Annotated in this window: 17 protein-coding genes; 8 read left to right on the top strand and 9 right to left on the bottom strand. The window is 65.7% G+C overall.

Annotated features, from left to right (window positions below; all coding sequences use genetic code 11):
* Positions 1-53: 53 nt before the first annotated feature.
* The 4 genes from C2847_RS07270 to C2847_RS07250 form a co-directional block, all read right to left on the bottom strand.
* On the bottom strand, positions 54-1019 hold the full coding sequence (locus C2847_RS07270; protein ID WP_105317775.1) for a PstS family phosphate ABC transporter substrate-binding protein: 966 nt from the start codon (positions 1017-1019) through the stop codon (positions 54-56).
* A 36-nt stretch (positions 1020-1055) separates the two neighbouring features.
* Complete coding sequence (mnmA, locus tag C2847_RS07265) at positions 1056-2180, bottom strand: tRNA 2-thiouridine(34) synthase MnmA (RefSeq protein ID WP_105317774.1); 1125 nt, start codon at positions 2178-2180, stop codon at positions 1056-1058.
* Entirely contained in the window at positions 2156-2332 is a 177-nt protein-coding gene (locus C2847_RS07260; RefSeq protein WP_105317773.1) for a HepT-like ribonuclease domain-containing protein, read from the bottom strand. Before C2847_RS07260 ends, mnmA begins: the two co-directional genes overlap by 25 nt.
* Positions 2333-2450: 118 nt before the next feature.
* Entirely contained in the window at positions 2451-3335 is an 885-nt protein-coding gene (locus C2847_RS07250; protein ID WP_164835670.1) for a DUF1385 domain-containing protein, read from the bottom strand.
* Between the two features lie 39 nt (positions 3336-3374).
* Here C2847_RS07250 and C2847_RS07245 point away from each other — a divergent pair, with 39 nt between their 5' ends.
* Positions 3375-4772: a leucyl aminopeptidase gene (locus C2847_RS07245; RefSeq protein ID WP_105317772.1), complete on the top strand. Its 1398-nt coding sequence runs from the start codon at positions 3375-3377 to the stop codon at positions 4770-4772.
* Between the two features lie 44 nt (positions 4773-4816).
* Here C2847_RS07245 and C2847_RS07240 read toward each other — a convergent pair whose 3' ends face one another.
* A complete protein-coding gene (locus C2847_RS07240; protein ID WP_015716054.1) occupies positions 4817-5260 on the bottom strand; it encodes a Fur family transcriptional regulator in 444 nt (147 codons plus the stop codon).
* Between the two features lie 210 nt (positions 5261-5470).
* On the opposite strand from C2847_RS07240, the gene C2847_RS07235 reads away from it, so the two are divergent.
* Both C2847_RS07235 and C2847_RS07230 read left to right on the top strand, forming a co-directional pair.
* Positions 5471-5734, top strand: a complete 264-nt coding sequence (locus C2847_RS07235; protein ID WP_208619939.1) for a septum formation initiator family protein — start codon at positions 5471-5473, stop codon at positions 5732-5734.
* A complete protein-coding gene (locus C2847_RS07230) occupies positions 5731-5988 on the top strand; it encodes a hypothetical protein (protein ID WP_105317770.1) in 258 nt (85 codons plus the stop codon). The genes C2847_RS07235 and C2847_RS07230 overlap by 4 nt, the downstream gene beginning before the upstream one ends.
* Here C2847_RS07230 and C2847_RS07225 read toward each other — a convergent pair.
* On the bottom strand, positions 5985-6866 hold the full coding sequence (locus tag C2847_RS07225) for a LysR family transcriptional regulator (RefSeq protein WP_105317769.1): 882 nt from the start codon (positions 6864-6866) through the stop codon (positions 5985-5987). The genes C2847_RS07230 and C2847_RS07225 overlap by 4 nt on opposite strands.
* A 171-nt stretch (positions 6867-7037) precedes the next feature.
* On the opposite strand from C2847_RS07225, the gene aceE reads away from it, so the two are divergent.
* From aceE to C2847_RS07200, 5 genes are read left to right on the top strand one after another with little or no spacing between them, the layout of a single operon-like run.
* Complete coding sequence (gene aceE, locus C2847_RS07220) at positions 7038-9704, top strand: pyruvate dehydrogenase (acetyl-transferring), homodimeric type (protein ID WP_105317826.1); 2667 nt, start codon at positions 7038-7040, stop codon at positions 9702-9704.
* Between the two features lie 21 nt (positions 9705-9725).
* Complete coding sequence (locus C2847_RS07215; RefSeq protein WP_105317768.1) at positions 9726-11012, top strand: 2-oxo acid dehydrogenase subunit E2; 1287 nt, start codon at positions 9726-9728, stop codon at positions 11010-11012.
* A 40-nt stretch (positions 11013-11052) separates the two neighbouring features.
* Positions 11053-11958 carry a hydroxymethylbilane synthase gene (gene hemC / locus C2847_RS07210; RefSeq protein ID WP_105317767.1) on the top strand — a complete coding sequence of 302 codons (906 nt, stop codon included), beginning with the start codon at positions 11053-11055 and terminating at the stop codon, positions 11956-11958.
* A gap of 42 nt (positions 11959-12000) precedes the next feature.
* A complete protein-coding gene (gene perR, locus C2847_RS07205; protein ID WP_105317766.1) occupies positions 12001-12396 on the top strand; it encodes a manganese-dependent transcriptional regulator PerR in 396 nt (131 codons plus the stop codon).
* Between the two features lie 22 nt (positions 12397-12418).
* On the top strand, positions 12419-13660 hold the full coding sequence (locus C2847_RS07200) for a bifunctional folylpolyglutamate synthase/dihydrofolate synthase (protein WP_105317765.1): 1242 nt from the start codon (positions 12419-12421) through the stop codon (positions 13658-13660).
* 90 nt (positions 13661-13750) lie between these two features.
* Here the strand turns inward: C2847_RS07200 and C2847_RS07195 are convergent, their stop codons facing one another.
* The 3 genes from C2847_RS07195 to C2847_RS07185 form a co-directional block, all read right to left on the bottom strand.
* Entirely contained in the window at positions 13751-14881 is a 1131-nt protein-coding gene (locus tag C2847_RS07195; RefSeq protein WP_105317764.1) for an aminotransferase class I/II-fold pyridoxal phosphate-dependent enzyme, read from the bottom strand.
* The gene (locus C2847_RS07190; RefSeq protein WP_105317763.1) at positions 14874-15368 is read right to left on the bottom strand and encodes a MogA/MoaB family molybdenum cofactor biosynthesis protein; all 495 of its coding nucleotides are present in this window, start codon (positions 15366-15368) and stop codon (positions 14874-14876) included. The genes C2847_RS07195 and C2847_RS07190 overlap by 8 nt, the downstream gene beginning before the upstream one ends.
* A gap of 11 nt (positions 15369-15379) precedes the next feature.
* The coding region (locus C2847_RS07185; RefSeq protein ID WP_105317825.1) for a M28 family peptidase at positions 15380-16340 on the bottom strand (961 nt) is incomplete at its 5' end.

Below are 16340 nucleotides of genomic sequence, written 5' to 3'. Positions count from 1 at the left end.
CTCCCATTCTATAGGGGTGGGGGGAGCCCCCCCACCCCTAGGGCCGCTTGCGGTTACTGGACTTCCTTCCTCAGTTCCTCGATGAACTTGGCCAAGGGGGTGCCGGGGGGCAAGTCGGAGAAGAAGGAACCCAGCTTCTTGCGGGTCACCAGGGCCTGCCCGATGCGGTAGGCCTCATCGGGGAGCTCCACGTAGCCCGTAGCCCGGATGGCCCGGCGGGCGGCGGGGGAGAGGTAGAAGTCGATGAAGTCCCGCACTTCCTTGCGCTCCAGGCTCTTTGCGTTCACGTAAATGAAGAGCGGACGGGAGAGGGGAAGGTAGGTACCGTTCAGAACGGTTTCCCGGCTGGGGGTCACGCAGCCCCGACCCCCGTCGATAGCCAGGGCCCGCACCTTGTCCTTGTTCTCCTCGTAGTAGGCGTAACCCACATAGGCCATGGCGTAGGGATTACCCGTGACCCCGCGCAGGATCACGTTGTCGTCTTCAGAGGGGAAGTAGTCCTTGCGGCTGGAACCGGCCCGGCCCATGATGGCCTCCGTGAAGTAGTCAAAGGTGCCGGAGTCCGTACCGGGGCCAAAGAGAACGATGCGGCGGTTGGGCCAGGCGGGGTTCAGATCCTTCCAGAAGTTCACCTTGGCGTTGGGCTCCCAGATGGACCTGAGCTGGGCGGTGGTCAGGCACTGGGCCCAAGTGTTCTGCCGGTTGACCATCACCGTGAGGGCGTCGTAGGCGATGGGGATCTCGATGAACTGGATGCCCCCCTTCTGGCAGGCCTCGATCTCCGACTTGCGGATGGGGCGGCTAGCGTTAGAGATGTCCGTTTCCCCGCGGCAGAACTTCGAGAAGCCTGCGCCCGTGCCCGAGAAGGCCACGGAGATGCGCACCTGGGGGTTGCGGGTCACGAACTCTTCCGCCACGGCCTGGGTGATGGGGTAGACCGTGGAGGACCCATCCGCCCGGATCTGGGCCATGGCCGCACCGGCGAGCGCTAACAGCAGGAGACCGTACAGCTTCTTCATCCCTAAACCTCCCACTCGTACTCTGACAACCCTTTGTCAGGAGAAGGTCAAGACCTTCCCCCTCAGCCCCTGGTCAAGGCCCGCCAGGTTGTAGAGCCCCTTGCGGATAACCGCTCCGCCAAGGAGCTTCTCTCCCTGGTAAAGGACGGCGCTCTGTCCGGGGGCCACGGCGAAGACAGGGCTTTGGAAGCGAAGGCGCAGGGGGTTCAGAGACTCCACCTTGGTCCGCACAGGAGGAGTGCGGTAGCGCACCTGCACCTCCACCTCTTCGGGAAGGTCGGCCAGGAGGTTGGCCTCCTCCCCCTCGAGCCCAAGCCAAAGGGTAGCCTCCCTTGGTCCCACGTAGACCACGTTGGCCAGAGGGTCCACGCCCACCACGTACCGTTCCAGGTGGGGCTTGAAAAGCCCAAGCCCCTTCCGCTGGCCGATGGTGTAGAGGCTTGCCCCTTGGTGCTCCCCCACCACCTCCCCCGTGAGGGCGTCCACCAGGGGGCCAGGGCGAGCTTTTAGCCTTTCCTTCAGGAACTCCTTCAGGTCCCCGGCCACGAAGCAGAGGTTCTGGCTCTCGGGCTTTTTGGCGGTGGGCAGCCCGGCCCTTTCCGCCAGGGCCCGCACCTCCGCCTTGGTCATCCCCCCCACCGGGAAGAGGAGGTGGGGCAGGGCCTCCTTTGGGGTTCCCCAGAGGAAGTAGCTCTGGTCCTTCAGGGGATCTATTCCCCGAAGAAGGCTTTCCCCCTCCCGGCGCACGTAGTGCCCCGTGGCCACATAGTCCAGGCCTAGGCGCCGGGCCTGCTTGAGGAGGGCGCCAAACTTCACGAAGGTGTTGCAGCGGGCGCAGGGGTTGGGGGTGCGGCCTTGGGCGTAGTCCTTCAGGAAGGGCTGGATGATCTCCTCCTCAAAGGTCTCCCGGTAGTCCAAGAGATAGAAGGGGATATCCAGGATCTCCGCCACCCTGCGGGCCTCGTAGGCGGCCTCGGGGGTGCAGCAGCTTTCCCAGGCCCGCCCCTTGTGGGGCACGTCCAGGGTGGGCCTTGGGGGCTCCTCGGGCCAGAAGCGCATCATGGCCCCCACCACCTCGTACCCCGCCTCCTTCAGGAGGTAGGCGGTGACCGAGGAGTCCACCCCTCCGGACATGGCTACCAGAACCCTGGGCTTAGGCATCGCTCCTCCCCCTCCTCCTCCAGGATACGCTGCAGGATGCCCTTTAGCATGGGCGCTTGCTCCTTGGCCACCACCCAAACCACCTCGGGGTCCACGGCAAAGTACGGGTGGGCCACCACGTTGCGCAGACCCATTACCCGGCGCCAAGGGATCTCTGGATAACCTTCGCGAAGTCCTTCGGGAAGGTGGCGGGCTGCTTCCCCTTAACCCCAAAGCGCCTTTGGAGCTCTTTGCGGAGAGCCTCGAGGAGGGTGGGGATTTCTGAAAGGCTCATGCCACCACCCGTTCGCCCAGGGCGGCCTCCGTGCTCCTTATGGCCACCTCCGCCATCTCCGGGGTGGGCTCGGCCACGGTGAGGGCCTGGAAGCGGAAGCCAAGCTCCCTCAAGAACAGGGAAACGGGATCGTTGTGCCGGGCGGAGAAGTAGAGGAGCTCAAAGGCCAAGGCCGCCACCACCGGCAGGAAGAGGACCCGGGCCAGCAGCCGCCACCAAAGCACCTCCGGGGCGGGAATAAAGCTGTAGACCAAGATGGAAACTACGATGACGAAGGCGATGAAGGTGGTGCCGCACCGGGGGTGGAAGCGGGGTTGGGCCATGACGTTTTCCACGGTGAGGGGAAGCCCCTTCTCAAAGGCGTGGATGGCCTTGTGCTCCGCCCCGTGGTACATGAAGAAACGCTTGATCTCTGGCAGGCGTCCGATGAAGAGGAGATAGCCCATCAGAATCCCCACCTTGATGAGGCCCGCCAGGAGGTTGTAGAGGAGGGGAAGGCGGGCGGGGTCCAGGATCAGACCGGCCAAGAACCCGGGCAGGACGATGAAAAGGGCGATGCCCAGAAGGAGGCTCACCGCCACCGTTCCCCAGAGGGCCCCCTTGGGCATATCCTCCTCGCCCCCCACCAGCTCGGCGCTGCGGGCCAGGGCCCGGTAGCTCACCGAGAGGGCGTCAAAAAGGGCTACCACCCCCCGTATTAGGGGGAGCTTGGCCCAGGGGTAGCGCTGGCTTAGGGCGGGCTCCTCGTGGTGTTCCACGTGGATTTGGCCGTCGGGAAGGCGCACTGCCAGGGCCCAGGCCCAGGGGGCCTTCATCATCACCCCCTCGAGGGCCGCCGAACCCCCCAGGGCCACCTGCTTGGCGAGCAAAAGAAGCCGCATCCCTCCTATTCTGCCACGGGGGTGTGGTATCTTCCAAGCGTGATCACTTTGCATGCCGTAGAGGCCACGTTGGCGGAGGGGAAGGCTCCTTTGAAGGTGGTGTGGGTTAAGCAGGGGGAGCTTACCCCCCAAGGGGAGGCCCTGGACGCCCGGCTAGGAGGGCTTCTAAGGCGGGCCATGGCCGGGGCGGGGTTCAAGGGGGAGGCGGGGGAGAACCTCCTGCTTTCCTCCCTCGAGGGGCATTTCCTCCTCTTCGGCCTAGACGAGGATCCCCGGGCCACGGGGGGAAGGTTGGCCCAGGCTCTTGGGAAGCTAGCCTTTCCCGAGGTCCTGGTGGAGGCCCTAAAGGCCTACCCCCTGGCGGAAGGGATTCTCTTGGGGGCTTACCGCTTTGACCGCTACAGGAGCTCCAGGGAGGAAAAGCCCTTGGCCATCCAGCTTTCCGGGGCTAGACCGGAGGAGGTGGAGAGGGCCAGGAAGGTGGCGGAAGGGGTCTTTTGGGCCCGCGACCTGGTGAACGAGCCTCCCAACGTCCTCACCCCGGAGGCCCTGGCGGAGGCGGCCCTTTCCCTTAAGGCCTTCGGGATAGAGGTGGAGGTTCTGGACGAGGAGGCCATCCAGGCCTTGAGCATGGGGGCTTTCCTGGCGGTGGCCCAGGGCTCGGAGAACCCACCCCGTTTCATCGCCCTGCGCTACGCTCCCGAGGGCGCCCGGGAGAGGCTGGACCTGGTGGGCAAGGGGCTCACCTTTGACTCCGGGGGTTACTCCCTCAAGCCCACGGAGGGCATGGCCACCATGAAGGGGGACATGGCGGGAGGGGCGGCGGTCCTCGGGGCCATGAAGAGCGCCGCCCTCCTGGGCCTTCCCGTGGAGATCCGGGGCTACATCGCCGCCTGCGAGAACATGGTTTCGGGCCGGGCCTACCGGCTTGGGGATGTGCTCAAGACCCTTTCCGGGAAGACGGTGGAGGTGATGAACACCGACGCCGAAGGAAGGCTCACCCTGGCGGATGCCCTGGCCTATGCGGAACGCCAGGGGGCCAAGCGGATCCTGGAGCTCTCCACCCTCACGGGCTCGGCGGTGGTGGCCCTGGGGGAGGAGGTGGCTGCCCTGTTCGCCACGGAGGAAACCTGGGGGAAGTGGGTGGAGGAGGCAGCGAGGAAGGCGGGGGAGAAGGTCTGGCCCCTGCCCCTGGAGAAGGCCTACCGGGAGAAGCTGAAAAGCCCCGTGGCCGATCTTAAGAACGTGGGGGACCGGAACGGCGGGGCCATCACCGCGGCCCTTTTCCTGGCGGAGTTCGTAACCGTGCCCCTGGTGCACCTGGATATCGCCGGTCCGGCCTTTGCCAAAAAGGCCCATGCCCTGGGTCCTGAGGGGGGCACGGGGTTTGGGGTGAGGACGGTCCTCAATGTGGCCCAAGGGCTGAGCGAAGGTTAAAAAGCCCCACCCTGCCTCCGGGCAGGGGGGAAGCCTATCGAACCTTACTCCTGGCAGTTGGGGCAAAGCCCCCGGAACTCCAGCCGGAAGTTTTCCAGAGCCCAGCCAGACTTCTCGGCGGCGGCCTTCTGTGCCTGGGAAAGGTCCAGCTCCGGCAGGTTCTTCAAGAGAAGGTCCTCCACCTTCCCACAGGAGGTGCAGACCAGGTGCACGTGGGGCTCATTGTAGCCGTCGTAGCGGGTCAGGCCCTTGGGGTCGCGGAACTCGTAGATGAGGCCATGCTCCCGCAGGACGTGGAGGTTCAGGTATACGGTGGAAAGCCCGATGTCGTAGCCCCGCTTCTTAAGGCCGTTGTAGAGCTCCTCGGGGGTGGGGTGGACGTTCTTGCGATCCAGGTAGCTCAGGATCCGCTCGCGGGGCAGGGTGTGCCTGAGCCCAACCGCCTTTAGCCGCGCCCGGTAGTTTTCCTTTTCCCTCATCCTTGGCATGGCTCCTCCTTCCTTTCAATTCCAGTATACACAGACCATGTGCAAATGCAACACCTAAATTGGGTAAAAGGTGGTAGAGACCTCCCCTCCCCTTTTGGAAAGGGTTTTTCTCAGGGGGTCCTCCCCAGGTTTAGGTAAAGTTCCAGGTTCTTCCATTATGCCATACCCTTGTCCGAGGCAACGGGTTGTCCGCGGTATAATGGACCCATCTTGGACCGGCCCATCTACCGCATCCTGCACCTGATCTTCGCCCTGGGGTTGGCCCATGCCCTTTTCCTTTTGGGGCAGGAGGGGGTCAGGGCGTATGAGCTCGCCCGGGAGCGGGCCAGGCTGGAGGAAGCCCTGCGCCAGGCGGGGGCCCGGGTGGCCCGCCTCGAGGCCGAGATGAAGGCGGCCAAGGATCCCGCTTACCTGGAGGCCCTGGTCCGCAGGTTGGGTTTTGTGCGGCAAGAGGAGATACTAAGGAGGCGATGAGGGAAGACCCGGCGGCACTCTTTCTGGAGGATGAGACCCTCACCGACGGCCTCACCGATGAGGAAGCGCAAACCCTTCTTTCCTGGCTTTTGGACCTGGCGCGGGAGGCCAGCCCCTCCCAGCTGGCCCATCTGAGAAGGCTGGGGCACGAGATCACGCGCCTTTCCCGCGACTACGGCCTGCCGGTGGAGGAGCTTATCGGCCTGGTGGAGCTGGCCTGGGGGGAGGCGGAGGCTCCTGGTCTGCAGGCCTAAAAGACCAGGGCTTTGAGGAGTTCCCGCACCTCCAGAAGCCTGGGGGGTGGGGGAGTGAGGCGGTAGATGAGGGAGACCTGTAAGGCGGCCTCCTCTTCCAGGGGCTTGAGCACCACCCCGGGATGGGGAAAGACCCGGTAAGGGGCCAGGGTGAGGTAGACCCCTACCCCGGCGGCCACCAGGCTTACCGCCTGGGAAAACCGGGCCACCTCCCGGGCTACCCGGGGCGTGAAACCCGCCCGGCGGAACACCTCCATGAAGGCCTCGTAAAGGGGGGGCAGGATTTCCTTGGGGAGAAGGAGAAAGGGTTCCCCCTCGAGGGCCTTGAGGGGTACCCGTTCCCTCGAGGCCAGGGGATGCTCCTCGGGCAGGGCCACCACGATGGGTACCCGTAAGAGGGGTTCCTGGCCTATGGCGGGGTCCTCCACCCTAAGCCCCGCCAGGCCATAGTCCAGCTGGCCCTCCTTGAGGGCCTTTACCTGCTCGGGGGTGTGCATTTCCAGGATTTCCACCGGCTGGCCCAAGCCCCGGCGCAGGTGGTCCAAAAGGGGCATGAGGTCGGGAAGGAGGTTTTCCGGCACCCCGAAGCGGAGTTCCTCAAGATAGCCCTTCCCGGGCTGACCCCGATTGGCGCACCGCACCCTGGCCTTCAGGGCCTCCACCTCCTGCAAAAGTTGCCGGCCCTCCCGCACCAGCACCTCCCCCGCCGGGGTGAGGCGGAAGGGCCTGCGTTCCAGGAGCTTCACCCCGAGTTCCTGCTCCAGGGCCTGGATCTGCTGGGAAAGGGCGGGCTGGGAGAGGTAGGCCTTCTCCGCCGCCCGGTGGAAGTTCCTCTCCTCGGCCAGAAGAAGGAAAAGCCGCAGGCGGCGCAGGTTCATGATAAGGTTAGCTTATCACCACGACCCAGGCTTTTCTATTGGACAAAGGGCCTCATCTGCTCCAGACTGGGATGAGGAGTCGGTGTAGTGTAGTTTTGCGTAAAAGGGAGGTTGACGGCAGTGAATGCGGATGCGCTCAAGCAGGCCCTAGAGGCCCTTTCCCCAGGGGAAATGGCCCGGTTCAAGGAGGAGGAAAACCGGGAGTGGCGGGAGTCCTTGGAGTACGTGCTCCGGGTGGAAGGCTTCGCCAGGGTGGAGGAGCTTTTGCGCCTTCTGGACGAGTTCCTTTACCTACAGGGTTTCTCCCCTCAAAACCGCCTCTCCACTCCCTACCTGAACACCATCCCTAAGGAACAGGAACCCCCTTATCCCGGGGACCTCGAGCTGGAGAGGCGCATCGTCAACATTCTCCGCTGGAACGCGGCCATGATGGTCACCCGCGCCAACAAGAAGGCGGAGGGGATCGGGGGACATATCTCCACCTACGCCTCCATCGCCGAGCTTTACGAGGTGGGGTTCAACCACTTCTTCCGCGGGGCGGAGGCGGGGTTGGACCGGGATTTGGTCTTTTTCCAGGGCCACTCCTCCCCCGGCATCTACGCCCGGGCCTTTCTGGAGGGAAGGCTAAGCGAGGCGGACCTGGAGAACTTCCGCCGGGAGGTGCACCCCCCCGTGGCGGGAGGCCGGGGGCTTTCCAGCTACCCCCATCCCTGGTTGATGCCGGATTTCTGGGAGTTCCCCACGGTTTCCATGGGCCTTGGCCCCATCCAGGCCATCTACCAGGCCCGCTTCATGCGCTACCTGGAGGACCGGGGCCTGAAGCCCAGGAGCAGCGCCAAGGTCTGGGCCTTCTTGGGGGACGGGGAGCACGACGAGCCGGAAACCGTGGGGGCCTTGCACCTGGCGGCCCGGGAGAACTTGGATAACCTCATCTTCGTAGTGAACGCCAACCTGCAGCGCCTGGATGGGCCGGTGCGGGGCAACTCCAAGATCATCCAGGAGCTGGAAAGGCTCTATAGGGGTGCGGGCTGGCGGGTGATCAAGATCGTCTGGGGCTCCGCCTGGGACCGACTTTTGGCCAAGGATAAGGAGGGCCACCTTTTGAGGCGCTTTGAGGCCCTGGTGGACGGGGAATCCCAGCGGTACGCCGCCTTCGGGGCCAAGGAGCTCAGGGAGCGCTTCTTCAACACCCCCGAGCTCCAGCGGCTCATCGAGGGCCTGAGCGACGAGGAGCTGGATGAGCTCACCCGAAGCCGGGGTGGGCACGACCTGGTGAAGATCCATGCCGCCTACAAGGCGGCGGTGGAGCACCGGGGAAGCCCCGTGGTCATCCTGGCCCGCACCATCAAGGGCTACGGCATGGGGCCCACGGCCATGGCCAAGAACGTGGCCCACCAGGTGAAGAAGCTCACCGAGGAGGACCTGAAGGAGGCCCGGGCCTTCTTGGGCATCCCGGTTCCGGAGGAGAGGCTTTCCGAGCTTCCCTATTACCACCCGGGGCCGGACTCCCCCGAGGTGCGGTACCTCCTGGAGCGCAGGAAAGCCCTGGGGGGCTTTGTCCCTGAGCGCCGGGTGCGGTTTACCGGGGGCCTGGAGGTGCCGGGGGAGGAATTTTTCCAGGAGTTTTACGAGGGCACGGGGGGCCGGGAGATCTCCACCACCATGGCCTTCGTGCGCATCCTGGCTAAGCTCCTCCGGCATCCCAAGATCGGCAGGCTCATCGTCCCCATCGTCCCCGACGAGGCCCGCACCTTTGGCATGGAGGCCCTGATCGCCCAGGTGGGCATCTACTCCCCCCAGGGACAGCTTTACATCCCCGTGGACGCGGGCACCCTCACCGCCTACAAGGAGAGCAAGGAGGGCCAGATCCTGGAGGAGGGCATCACCGAGGCGGGGGCCATGGCGGACTTCATCGCTGCCGGCACCGCCTACGCCCACTGGGGCATCCCCACCATCCCCTTCCTCATCACCTACTCCATGTTCGGCCTCCAGCGCATCGGGGACCTGGTCTGGGCGGCGGCCGACCAGCGCACCCGGGGCTTCCTCCTTGGGGCCACTGCCGGGCGGACCACCCTGGAGGGGGAGGGTTTGCAGCACCAGGACGGGCAGAGCCAGATCTACGCCCTGGCTGCCCCCAATCTTCTGGCCTACGACCCCGCCTTTGCCTACGAGTTCGCCGTGATCCTCGAGGACGGCCTTAGGCGCATGTACGCCAAGGGGGAGGACGTCTTCTACTACATCACCATCGAGAACGAGAACTACCCCCACCCCCCCATGCCCGAGCCCAGGGAGAAGGTGAAGGAGGGGATTCTCAAGGGCCTTTACCTCTTCCGTCCGGGGGAGGGGGAGGGCCCCAGGGTGCAGCTTTTGGGTTCGGGGCCCATCCTGCCCCAGGCGGCGAAGGCCCAGGAGTTATTGAAGGGCTACGGGGTGGTGGCGGATGTCTGGAGTGCCACCAGCTACAAGGCCCTCTACATGGATGCCATAGAGGCGGAAAGGGAACGGAGGCTTTTGGGGAAGGCCCGCAAGCCCTATGTGGCCGAGGTTTTGGAGGGTCACGAGGGCCCCGTGGTGGCCGCCAGCGACTACCTCAAGGCCCTGCCCAACCTCATAAGGGGGTATCTGGACCGGCCCTTCTGCGCCCTGGGCACGGATGGCTTTGGCCGCTCGGATACCCGGGAGGCCCTAAGGGACTTCTTTGAGGAGGATGCCCGGCACATCGCCTACGCGGCCCTTGCCCTTTTGGCCGAGGAGGGCAAGGTGCCGGCTAAGACCCTGGCCAAGGCCCGCAAGGAGCTTGGGCTCGAGCTTTTGGAAACCCCGCCCCACAGGAGGTAAGGGGGTATTCTGGAGGGCAAGATGGAGCTGAAGCTTCCCGAACTGGGCGATAACGTGAGCGCCGCCACGGTGGTGGGGGTGCTGGTGAAGGAGGGGGACCGGGTGGCCCTGGGGGACCCCCTCCTGGAGCTGGAAACCGACAAGGCGGTGATGGAGGTCCCCGCCGAGGCGGGCGGGGTGGTGAAGCGGGTTTTGGTGAAGGTGGGGGACGAGGTGCGTCCCGGGCAACCCTTCCTGGAGCTGGAGCCTGGGGAGGCGGAGGTGCCTTCGCCCCAGGCGGTGCCTTTGGGGGTAGGGGGCCCCAAGGAGGTGTCTCCCCCACCCAGGGAGGAGAAGGTCCAGGCAGCACCTTCTTCAGGAGCCCCTAGCCCTTCGCCGGCCCCTGCAGGGCAGGAGGAAGGCCGGCTCATCCCCGCCGCTCCCTCGGTGCGGCGGTTAGCCCGGGAGCTCGGGGTGGACATCCGCCAGGTGAGGGGGACAGGCCTTGCGGGGCGCATCACCGCCGAGGATGTGAGACGGGCCGCGGGCCAGGTTCCCCCTTCCCTGCCGGCGGAGGCCATAAGCCCCCTCCCGACTCCCAGGCTCCCCGATTTCAGCCGCTGGGGCCCGGTGCGCACGGAGCCCATGAGCGGGGTGCGGAAGGCCACCCTGCGCTCCATGGCCCAGGCCTGGGCCCAGGTGCCCATGGTCACCCACTTTGACGAGGCGGACATCACCGAGCTGGAGGGCTTAAGGAAACGCTACGCCAAGCGGGCGGAGGAAAGGGGCTTTCGGCTCACCCTCACCGCCTTCCTCCTCAAGGCCCTGGCCTTGACCCTGAAGGCCTTCCCCAAGTTCAACGCCTCCATCGATGCGGAAAAGGGAGAGATCCTTTACAAGGATTACGTGCACATCGGGGTGGCGGTGGACACCCCCCATGGCCTCCTGGTGCCGGTGATCCGGAATGTGGACCAAAAGGGGGTTCTGCGCCTGGCCAAAGAGCTTCAGGAAATTTCCGAACGGGCCCGGGAGCGGAAGCTCACCCCGGAGGAGATGCAGGGAGGCACCTTCAGCCTCTCCAACCTGGGGGGGATTGGCGGCACCGGATTCACCCCCATCGTGAACTGGCCGGAGGTGGCCATTTTGGGGGTTTCCCGTTCCCAGATGAAGCCGGTGTGGGATCCGGAGAAGGAAGCCTTCCAGCCCCGCCTCATCATGCCCTACAGCCTCACCTACGACCACCGCCTTATCGACGGGGCTGAGGCAGCCCGCTTCTGCCGCCATCTGGCCCAGCTTCTGGAGGATCCTTTGGGTCTGGCCTTGGAATAGGGGGTGCCCGGCCCCGGGTTCTCGTGTAGTATGGGAAAGTATGCGCGTCATCGTGGTGGGAACCCGGGGCAGCGCCTTGGCCCTGGCCCAGACCCGCTTTGTGGTGGAGCGTCTTAAGGAAAGCTGGCCCGAGGCGGAGTTCAAGGTGAAGACCATCAAGACCCGGGGGGACCAGGGGGCGAACCCCATGGAGCAGGCCATCTTCGTCAAGGAGCTTCAGGAGGCCCTTCTTTCCCGGGAAATCGACATTGCCGTGCACTCCCTGAAGGACCTCCCCACGGAGGAACCCCCGGGGCTCAAGATCGCCGCCATACCCCGCAGGCAGGACCCCCGGGACGCCTTCTTGGGCAAGGTGTATAAGCGCCTCGAGGACCTCCCTGAAGGCGCTGTGGTGGGAACGAGCTCCATCAGGCGCAAGGCCCAGCTTCTGGCCTACCGCCCGGACCTGGTGGTGAGGGACCTGAGGGGCAACGTGGACACCCGCCTGGCTGCCTTGGGGAATGGGGAGTATGACGGGATCATCCTGGCGGCGGCGGGGCTCATCCGGCTGGATCTGCGCAACCGCATCGACCAGTTCCTGGAGCCCGAGGTGATGCTCCCCGCCCCTGGCCAAGGGGCCTTGGCCCTGGAGGTGCGGGTGGGGGACGATCTGGCGGAGGAGCTCTGCTACGCCCTCCACCACCACCCTTCCGCGGACCGGGTGCGGGCGGAGCGGGCCTTTTTGAAGGGGCTTGGGGCTGGGTGCCTGGCCCCCGTGGGGGCTTTGGCCCAGGTGGGGGAGGACGGGACCCTTCTTCTGGAGGGGATGGTCCTCACCCCCGACGGCAAGAGCTTCATCCGGGCGGAGATCGAGGGCGACGCCTCCGAGGCCGAGGAGCTAGGGTTGGAGCTGGCCCAGGACGTGTTGGAGCAGGGAGGGCGGGAGATTCTTGCCCAAAGCCGATAGGTTTGCTGGAGTTTTCCCCCGGCCTAGGGTATAGTGGGGTAGATGGCGCTTAAGCGCTTGACCCGCCAGCGTAAGGCTGTTTTGGAGGTGGTGAAGAGGGCCCACAACCACCCCGACGCCGCCTGGATCTACCAGGAGGTGCGCAAGGTGGTGCCCAAGGTGAGCCTGGGAACCATTTACCGCACCCTCGAGGCCCTGGTGGAGGAGGGCTACCTCATCCCCATCACCAAGGCGGGGGAGGCCACCCGTTACGACGCCAACCTGCACCCCCACCTGCACCTGGTCTGCCAGGGGTGCGGGGCCCTCGTGGACTTGGAGGTGGATCTTCCCGACCTCCTCACCCCCGTCCAGGAGGCTTACCCCCAGCTGGAGGTAAGGGAAGTGGAGGTCACCTACAAGGGCCTCTGCCCCACCTGCAAGGCAGCCCTTAAGGGCTAGGTCGGCCCGGAGGGCCATCTTGATGGAGCCCTTGGCCTGGCTTTACGCCCGGCAGGGCCGGGTGAAGCCGGGACTAGAGCGCATCCAGGCTCTCCTTGCCCGCCTGGGGAATCCCCTGGAGGCTTACCCTGTGGCCCTCATTGGGGGAACCAACGGTAAGGGGACCGTGGCCCGGGCCCTGGCGGCCATCCTGGAGGAGGCGGGCTTGAGGGTGGGGCTTTACACCAGCCCCCACCTGGTGGACTTCCGGGAGCGCGTGGCCATCCAGGGCCAGCCCATAAGCCAGGAGGTGGTTCTTTCCCTTCTGGAGGAGATCCGTCCCCAGGCTGAATCCCTGGAGGCCACCTTCTTTGAGGTGGCCACCGCCCTCGCCCTCCTCCACTTTGCCCGGGAGGGGGTGGAGTTTGCGGTCCTCGAGGTGGGCCTGGGGGGGCGCTTTGACGCCACCAACGCCGCGGAGCCCCAGCTTTCCGTGGTGACCAACATCGGCCACGACCACCTGGAGATCCTGGGCCCCACCCTAAGGGATGTGGCCCGGGAGAAGGCGGGGATCTTCCGCAAGGGGGTGCCGGCCCTCACCGCCGCCAGGGGGGAGGGGCTAGAGGAGCTTCGGGAGAGGGCCTGGGCTATGGGCACTCCCCTTTGGGTTTTGGGGGAGGAGTTTTCCCTTCTCGGGGTGGAGGCCTTGGGGGAGGGCCTGGCCTTCCGCCTGCGGATCCGGGGGGAGGAGAGAACCTTCCGCACGCGGCTTCTCGGCCCCCACCAGGCGGAAAACCTGGCCCTGGCGGCGGTATCGGGAAGGCTCCTTGGGGCGGGTTGGGGGGCAGTGGAAAAGGGCCTCCTTCGGGCGGAGAACCCGGGGCGGCTGGAACGCCTTCCTTGGCCCGGAGGGAAGGAGCTCCTCCTGGATGGGGCCCACAACCCGGAAGGAGCCTGGGCCTTGCGGCAAGCCCTTCGCTTCCACGGGCTTCTGCCTGCCGCCTTGGTCCTGGGCTTCAGCCGGGAGAAGGACCACGCCGCCATGGCGGAGGCCCTTAGGGGCCTTGGCCCTGTGGTCCTCACCCGCTATGCCTCTCCCAGAAGCCAGGACCCCAGGGCCCTCCTCCCCCTCTTCCCGGGGGCCCTGGTGGAGGAAGAACCCCTAAAGGCCGTGGAAAGGGCCTTCACCCTGGAGAACCGGGTGGTGGTGGCGGGGAGCCTCTACCTGGTGGGGGAGGTGAAGCGGGCCCTTTTGGGGCTTCCCCCGGAGGAAAGGTGGCAGTAGCCCACCCAGGCCTGGCCAGGGTGGAGTTCTCGGCGGATGCGCCCCCAAGTTTAGAGAAGCGTCCAGGGGGCGGGATGGGCCGAAAGAGCCTCAGTCCAGGGCTTCCTTGAGGATGCGGGCGGCTTCCCTCAGTTCCTCCAGGGGCCGGACCAGGGCGATGCGCACCCACCCCTTGCCCTCGGGGCCGAACCCTCGGCCTGGGGCCAGGGCCACGCCCCGCTCCACCAGACTTAAGGCGAACTCCAGATCGTCCACACCTTGGGGAAGCCTTCCCCAGAGGTACATGGTGGCCTTGGGAGGGAGGAGGGCTAAGGCGCCCTCTAGGGCCTCCGCCATCCCCAAGGCCCGCTCCCGGTAGATCTGGGCGAAGCCCCGGGTCACCTCCCGGGGGGTTTTGAGGGCAGCAATCCCCATGCGCAGGATTCCGGCATACTGGTTGAAGTCCATGACCCCCTTCACCCTTTCCAGCCGGGCTATGGCCTCCTCGTTCCCCAGGGCGAAGCCCAAGCGGAAGCCCGCCAGGTTGTAGCTTTTGGAGAGGCTAAAGAGCTCCACCACCCGTTCCTTGGCCCCGGGAAGGGCCAGGGGGGAGGGGGCCTCCCCCTGGTAGACCTGGTCCACGTAGGGGTTATCGTGGACCAGCCAAAGTCCATGCCTTTCCGCCAGGGCCAAGGCCTCCTCGAAGTAGCCCCAGTCCGCCAGAGCCCTCGTGGGGTTGTTGGGGTAGTTGAGGAGGAGGACCTTGGCATCCTTCCAGATGCTTTCCGGCACCCGGGAGAGATCCGCCAGGCCGTCTTCCCGCAAGGGGATGAGGTGGGTTCTTAAGGAGGCCACCCGGGCCGCCCCAAAGTAGCTGGGGTAGGCCACCTCGGGCAGGAGGAGGAGGTCCCCTGGCTCGGTGAGGGCCAGGAGGAGGTGGGCTAGGCCCTCCTGGCTACCGATCAAGGCCAGGGCTTCCCGCCTGGGGTCCAGGCGTACCCCGTAGCGGCCTTGGTACCAGCGGGAGGCTTCCTCCAAAAAGGGAAGGGTGCAGCTTTTCAGGCAATAGCCGTAGGTGCTGGGGTCGGAAAGGGCCTCCCGCAGGGCCTGAAGGGGCTCGGAAGGGGGCAGGAGGTCGGTGGAGCCGATGGAGAGGTCAATGAGGCGGATCCCCTTCTCCCGGGCCTTTCTCTTGGCCTCATCCACCACCAGGAAGACCGAGGCCTCAGGAACCCTACTCATGGTGCCCCTCCCGCCAGGCTTTGCCGGTTACGAGGCTTAGGGCGTGGGGCAAGACGGGAAGCACCGCCTCCAGGGATTCCCGGGCTCCTTTGGGGCTTCCCGGAAGGTTCAGGATGAGGCTTTTCCCCCTTACCCCCGCAAGGCCCCGGGAAAGGGCGGCCATGGGGGTTTTCTTAAGGCCCGCTAGGCGCATGAGCTCGGCAAGGCCCGGTACCTCCTTGTCCAAAAGCTCCCGGGTGGCCTCGGGGGTCTTGTCCCGGGGGGCCAGGCCCGTGCCCCCGTTGGTGAGGATGAGGTCCAGGCCCTCCCGGTCGGCCCAAAGCCGGATGACCTTCTTGATCAGGGGAGGCTCGTCGGGGACGATCTCGTAGGCTGCCACCTCGAAGGGCCCCCCCTTTAGGACTTCGCGGATGGCCAGGTGGGTGGTGTCCTCTCGTTCCCCCCTCGAGCCCTTATCGGATACGGTCAGGATGCCCACGCGGAACATTTGTCAAGAGCTTACCCCGAAGCGAAGGCCCTTGGCAAAAGGGACCGGGCGTAGGCCAGGGTGTCCTGCAGGGCGTCTTCGTCCACCTGGGCGAAGGTATCCGTGGGCCAGTGCCAGTTGGAGGGGAGGCCCCCTTCCAGGCGGATGAGGGTAAGGCAGGGGAAACCCCTCTGCGCCAGGGGAAGGGTGTCAAAGTAGGCCAGGCGGTAGCGGAGGGGCTTGGCTCCCGGGGTCCTGCGGGCCGCCTCGAGGAGCGCCCCCCGGTAGGGGAAGTAGAGGAGCATCCCCTCCCCCTCGGCATAGAAGAGCTCCCCGCGGCCCACGTTGTCCAGGTTCAGGACCAGGGTGCCCGGGGGCAGGTGGGGGAGGAGGGCCTTAGCCCCTAAGGCCCCCACCTCTTCGCACCCCGTGAGGGCCAGGCCGAGGCGCCACCCTTCCGGGGGCTCGGTTTCCAGGAAAAGGGCGGTGGCCACCGCCACCCCGCTTCCGTTGTCGTTGCCCCCTTCCACGTAAGGGGCGAAAAGCTCCCGGTGGAGGAGGAGGGCGGCTTGGGCCAGGAAGTAGAGGCCCACGGGCCACTTCAGGGGGGTGAGGGCAAGCGGGGGCGCCAGAAGGGCCAAGAGGGCGTTTAGGAGGAAGTTGGTGCGGAAGTGGTGGACCCGTTTGGGATGGTAGAGGAAGAAGGTCTTGGCGGTGTCCACGTGGGCCATGAGGAGCAAAGCCTTTCCCCCCCGCCCCTTCCAGGCGAGGAGGTTTTGCGAGGGATGCCGGTCTAGAAGGAAGCCCCAAGGCCTAAACCCGTTGAAGTAAAAGAAAAAGGCCGAGGCCCCAAGAAGGGGTGGCCAAGGGGAAAGGGGGGCGAAGACAAGGAGGAGGCTGATGCCGAGAAGTTCCCACCCGTAGCTTCTGAGAGGCTGTCGTAAAAGTCTTGTATCCTTGAAGGGTGCAGAGGACACGCACATCTTACCCCAG

The sequence above is a fragment of the Thermus tenuipuniceus genome (genome assembly GCF_002964845.1).
GTDB lineage: Bacteria > Deinococcota > Deinococci > Deinococcales > Thermaceae > Thermus > Thermus tenuipuniceus.
This window is presented reverse-complemented; position numbering and strand designations above follow the sequence as displayed.

What these genes read in the sequence shown, in the direction of transcription:
- C2847_RS07240 (WP_015716054.1), bottom strand. Translation starts at nt 5,260, where the DNA reads ATGCCAAGGATGAGGGAAAAGGAAAACTACCGGGCGCGGCTAAAGGCG.
- C2847_RS07190 (WP_105317763.1), bottom strand. Translation starts at nt 15,368, where the DNA reads ATGTTCCGCGTGGGCATCCTGACCGTATCCGATAAGGGCTCGAGGGGG.
- hemC (WP_105317767.1), top strand. Translation starts at nt 11,053, where the DNA reads ATGCGCGTCATCGTGGTGGGAACCCGGGGCAGCGCCTTGGCCCTGGCC.
- mnmA (WP_105317774.1), bottom strand. Translation starts at nt 2,180, where the DNA reads ATGCCTAAGCCCAGGGTTCTGGTAGCCATGTCCGGAGGGGTGGACTCC.
- aceE (WP_105317826.1), top strand. Translation starts at nt 7,038, where the DNA reads ATGGCCCGGTTCAAGGAGGAGGAAAACCGGGAGTGGCGGGAGTCCTTG.
- C2847_RS07225 (WP_105317769.1), bottom strand. Translation starts at nt 6,866, where the DNA reads ATGAACCTGCGCCGCCTGCGGCTTTTCCTTCTTCTGGCCGAGGAGAGG.
- C2847_RS07250 (WP_164835670.1), bottom strand. Translation starts at nt 3,335, where the DNA reads ATGCGGCTTCTTTTGCTCGCCAAGCAGGTGGCCCTGGGGGGTTCGGCG.
- C2847_RS07270 (WP_105317775.1), bottom strand. Translation starts at nt 1,019, where the DNA reads ATGAAGAAGCTGTACGGTCTCCTGCTGTTAGCGCTCGCCGGTGCGGCC.
- C2847_RS07215 (WP_105317768.1), top strand. Translation starts at nt 9,726, where the DNA reads ATGGAGCTGAAGCTTCCCGAACTGGGCGATAACGTGAGCGCCGCCACG.
- perR (WP_105317766.1), top strand. Translation starts at nt 12,001, where the DNA reads ATGGCGCTTAAGCGCTTGACCCGCCAGCGTAAGGCTGTTTTGGAGGTG.
- C2847_RS07195 (WP_105317764.1), bottom strand. Translation starts at nt 14,881, where the DNA reads ATGAGTAGGGTTCCTGAGGCCTCGGTCTTCCTGGTGGTGGATGAGGCC.
- C2847_RS07200 (WP_105317765.1), top strand. Translation starts at nt 12,419, where the DNA reads ATGGAGCCCTTGGCCTGGCTTTACGCCCGGCAGGGCCGGGTGAAGCCG.
- C2847_RS07230 (WP_105317770.1), top strand. Translation starts at nt 5,731, where the DNA reads ATGAGGGAAGACCCGGCGGCACTCTTTCTGGAGGATGAGACCCTCACC.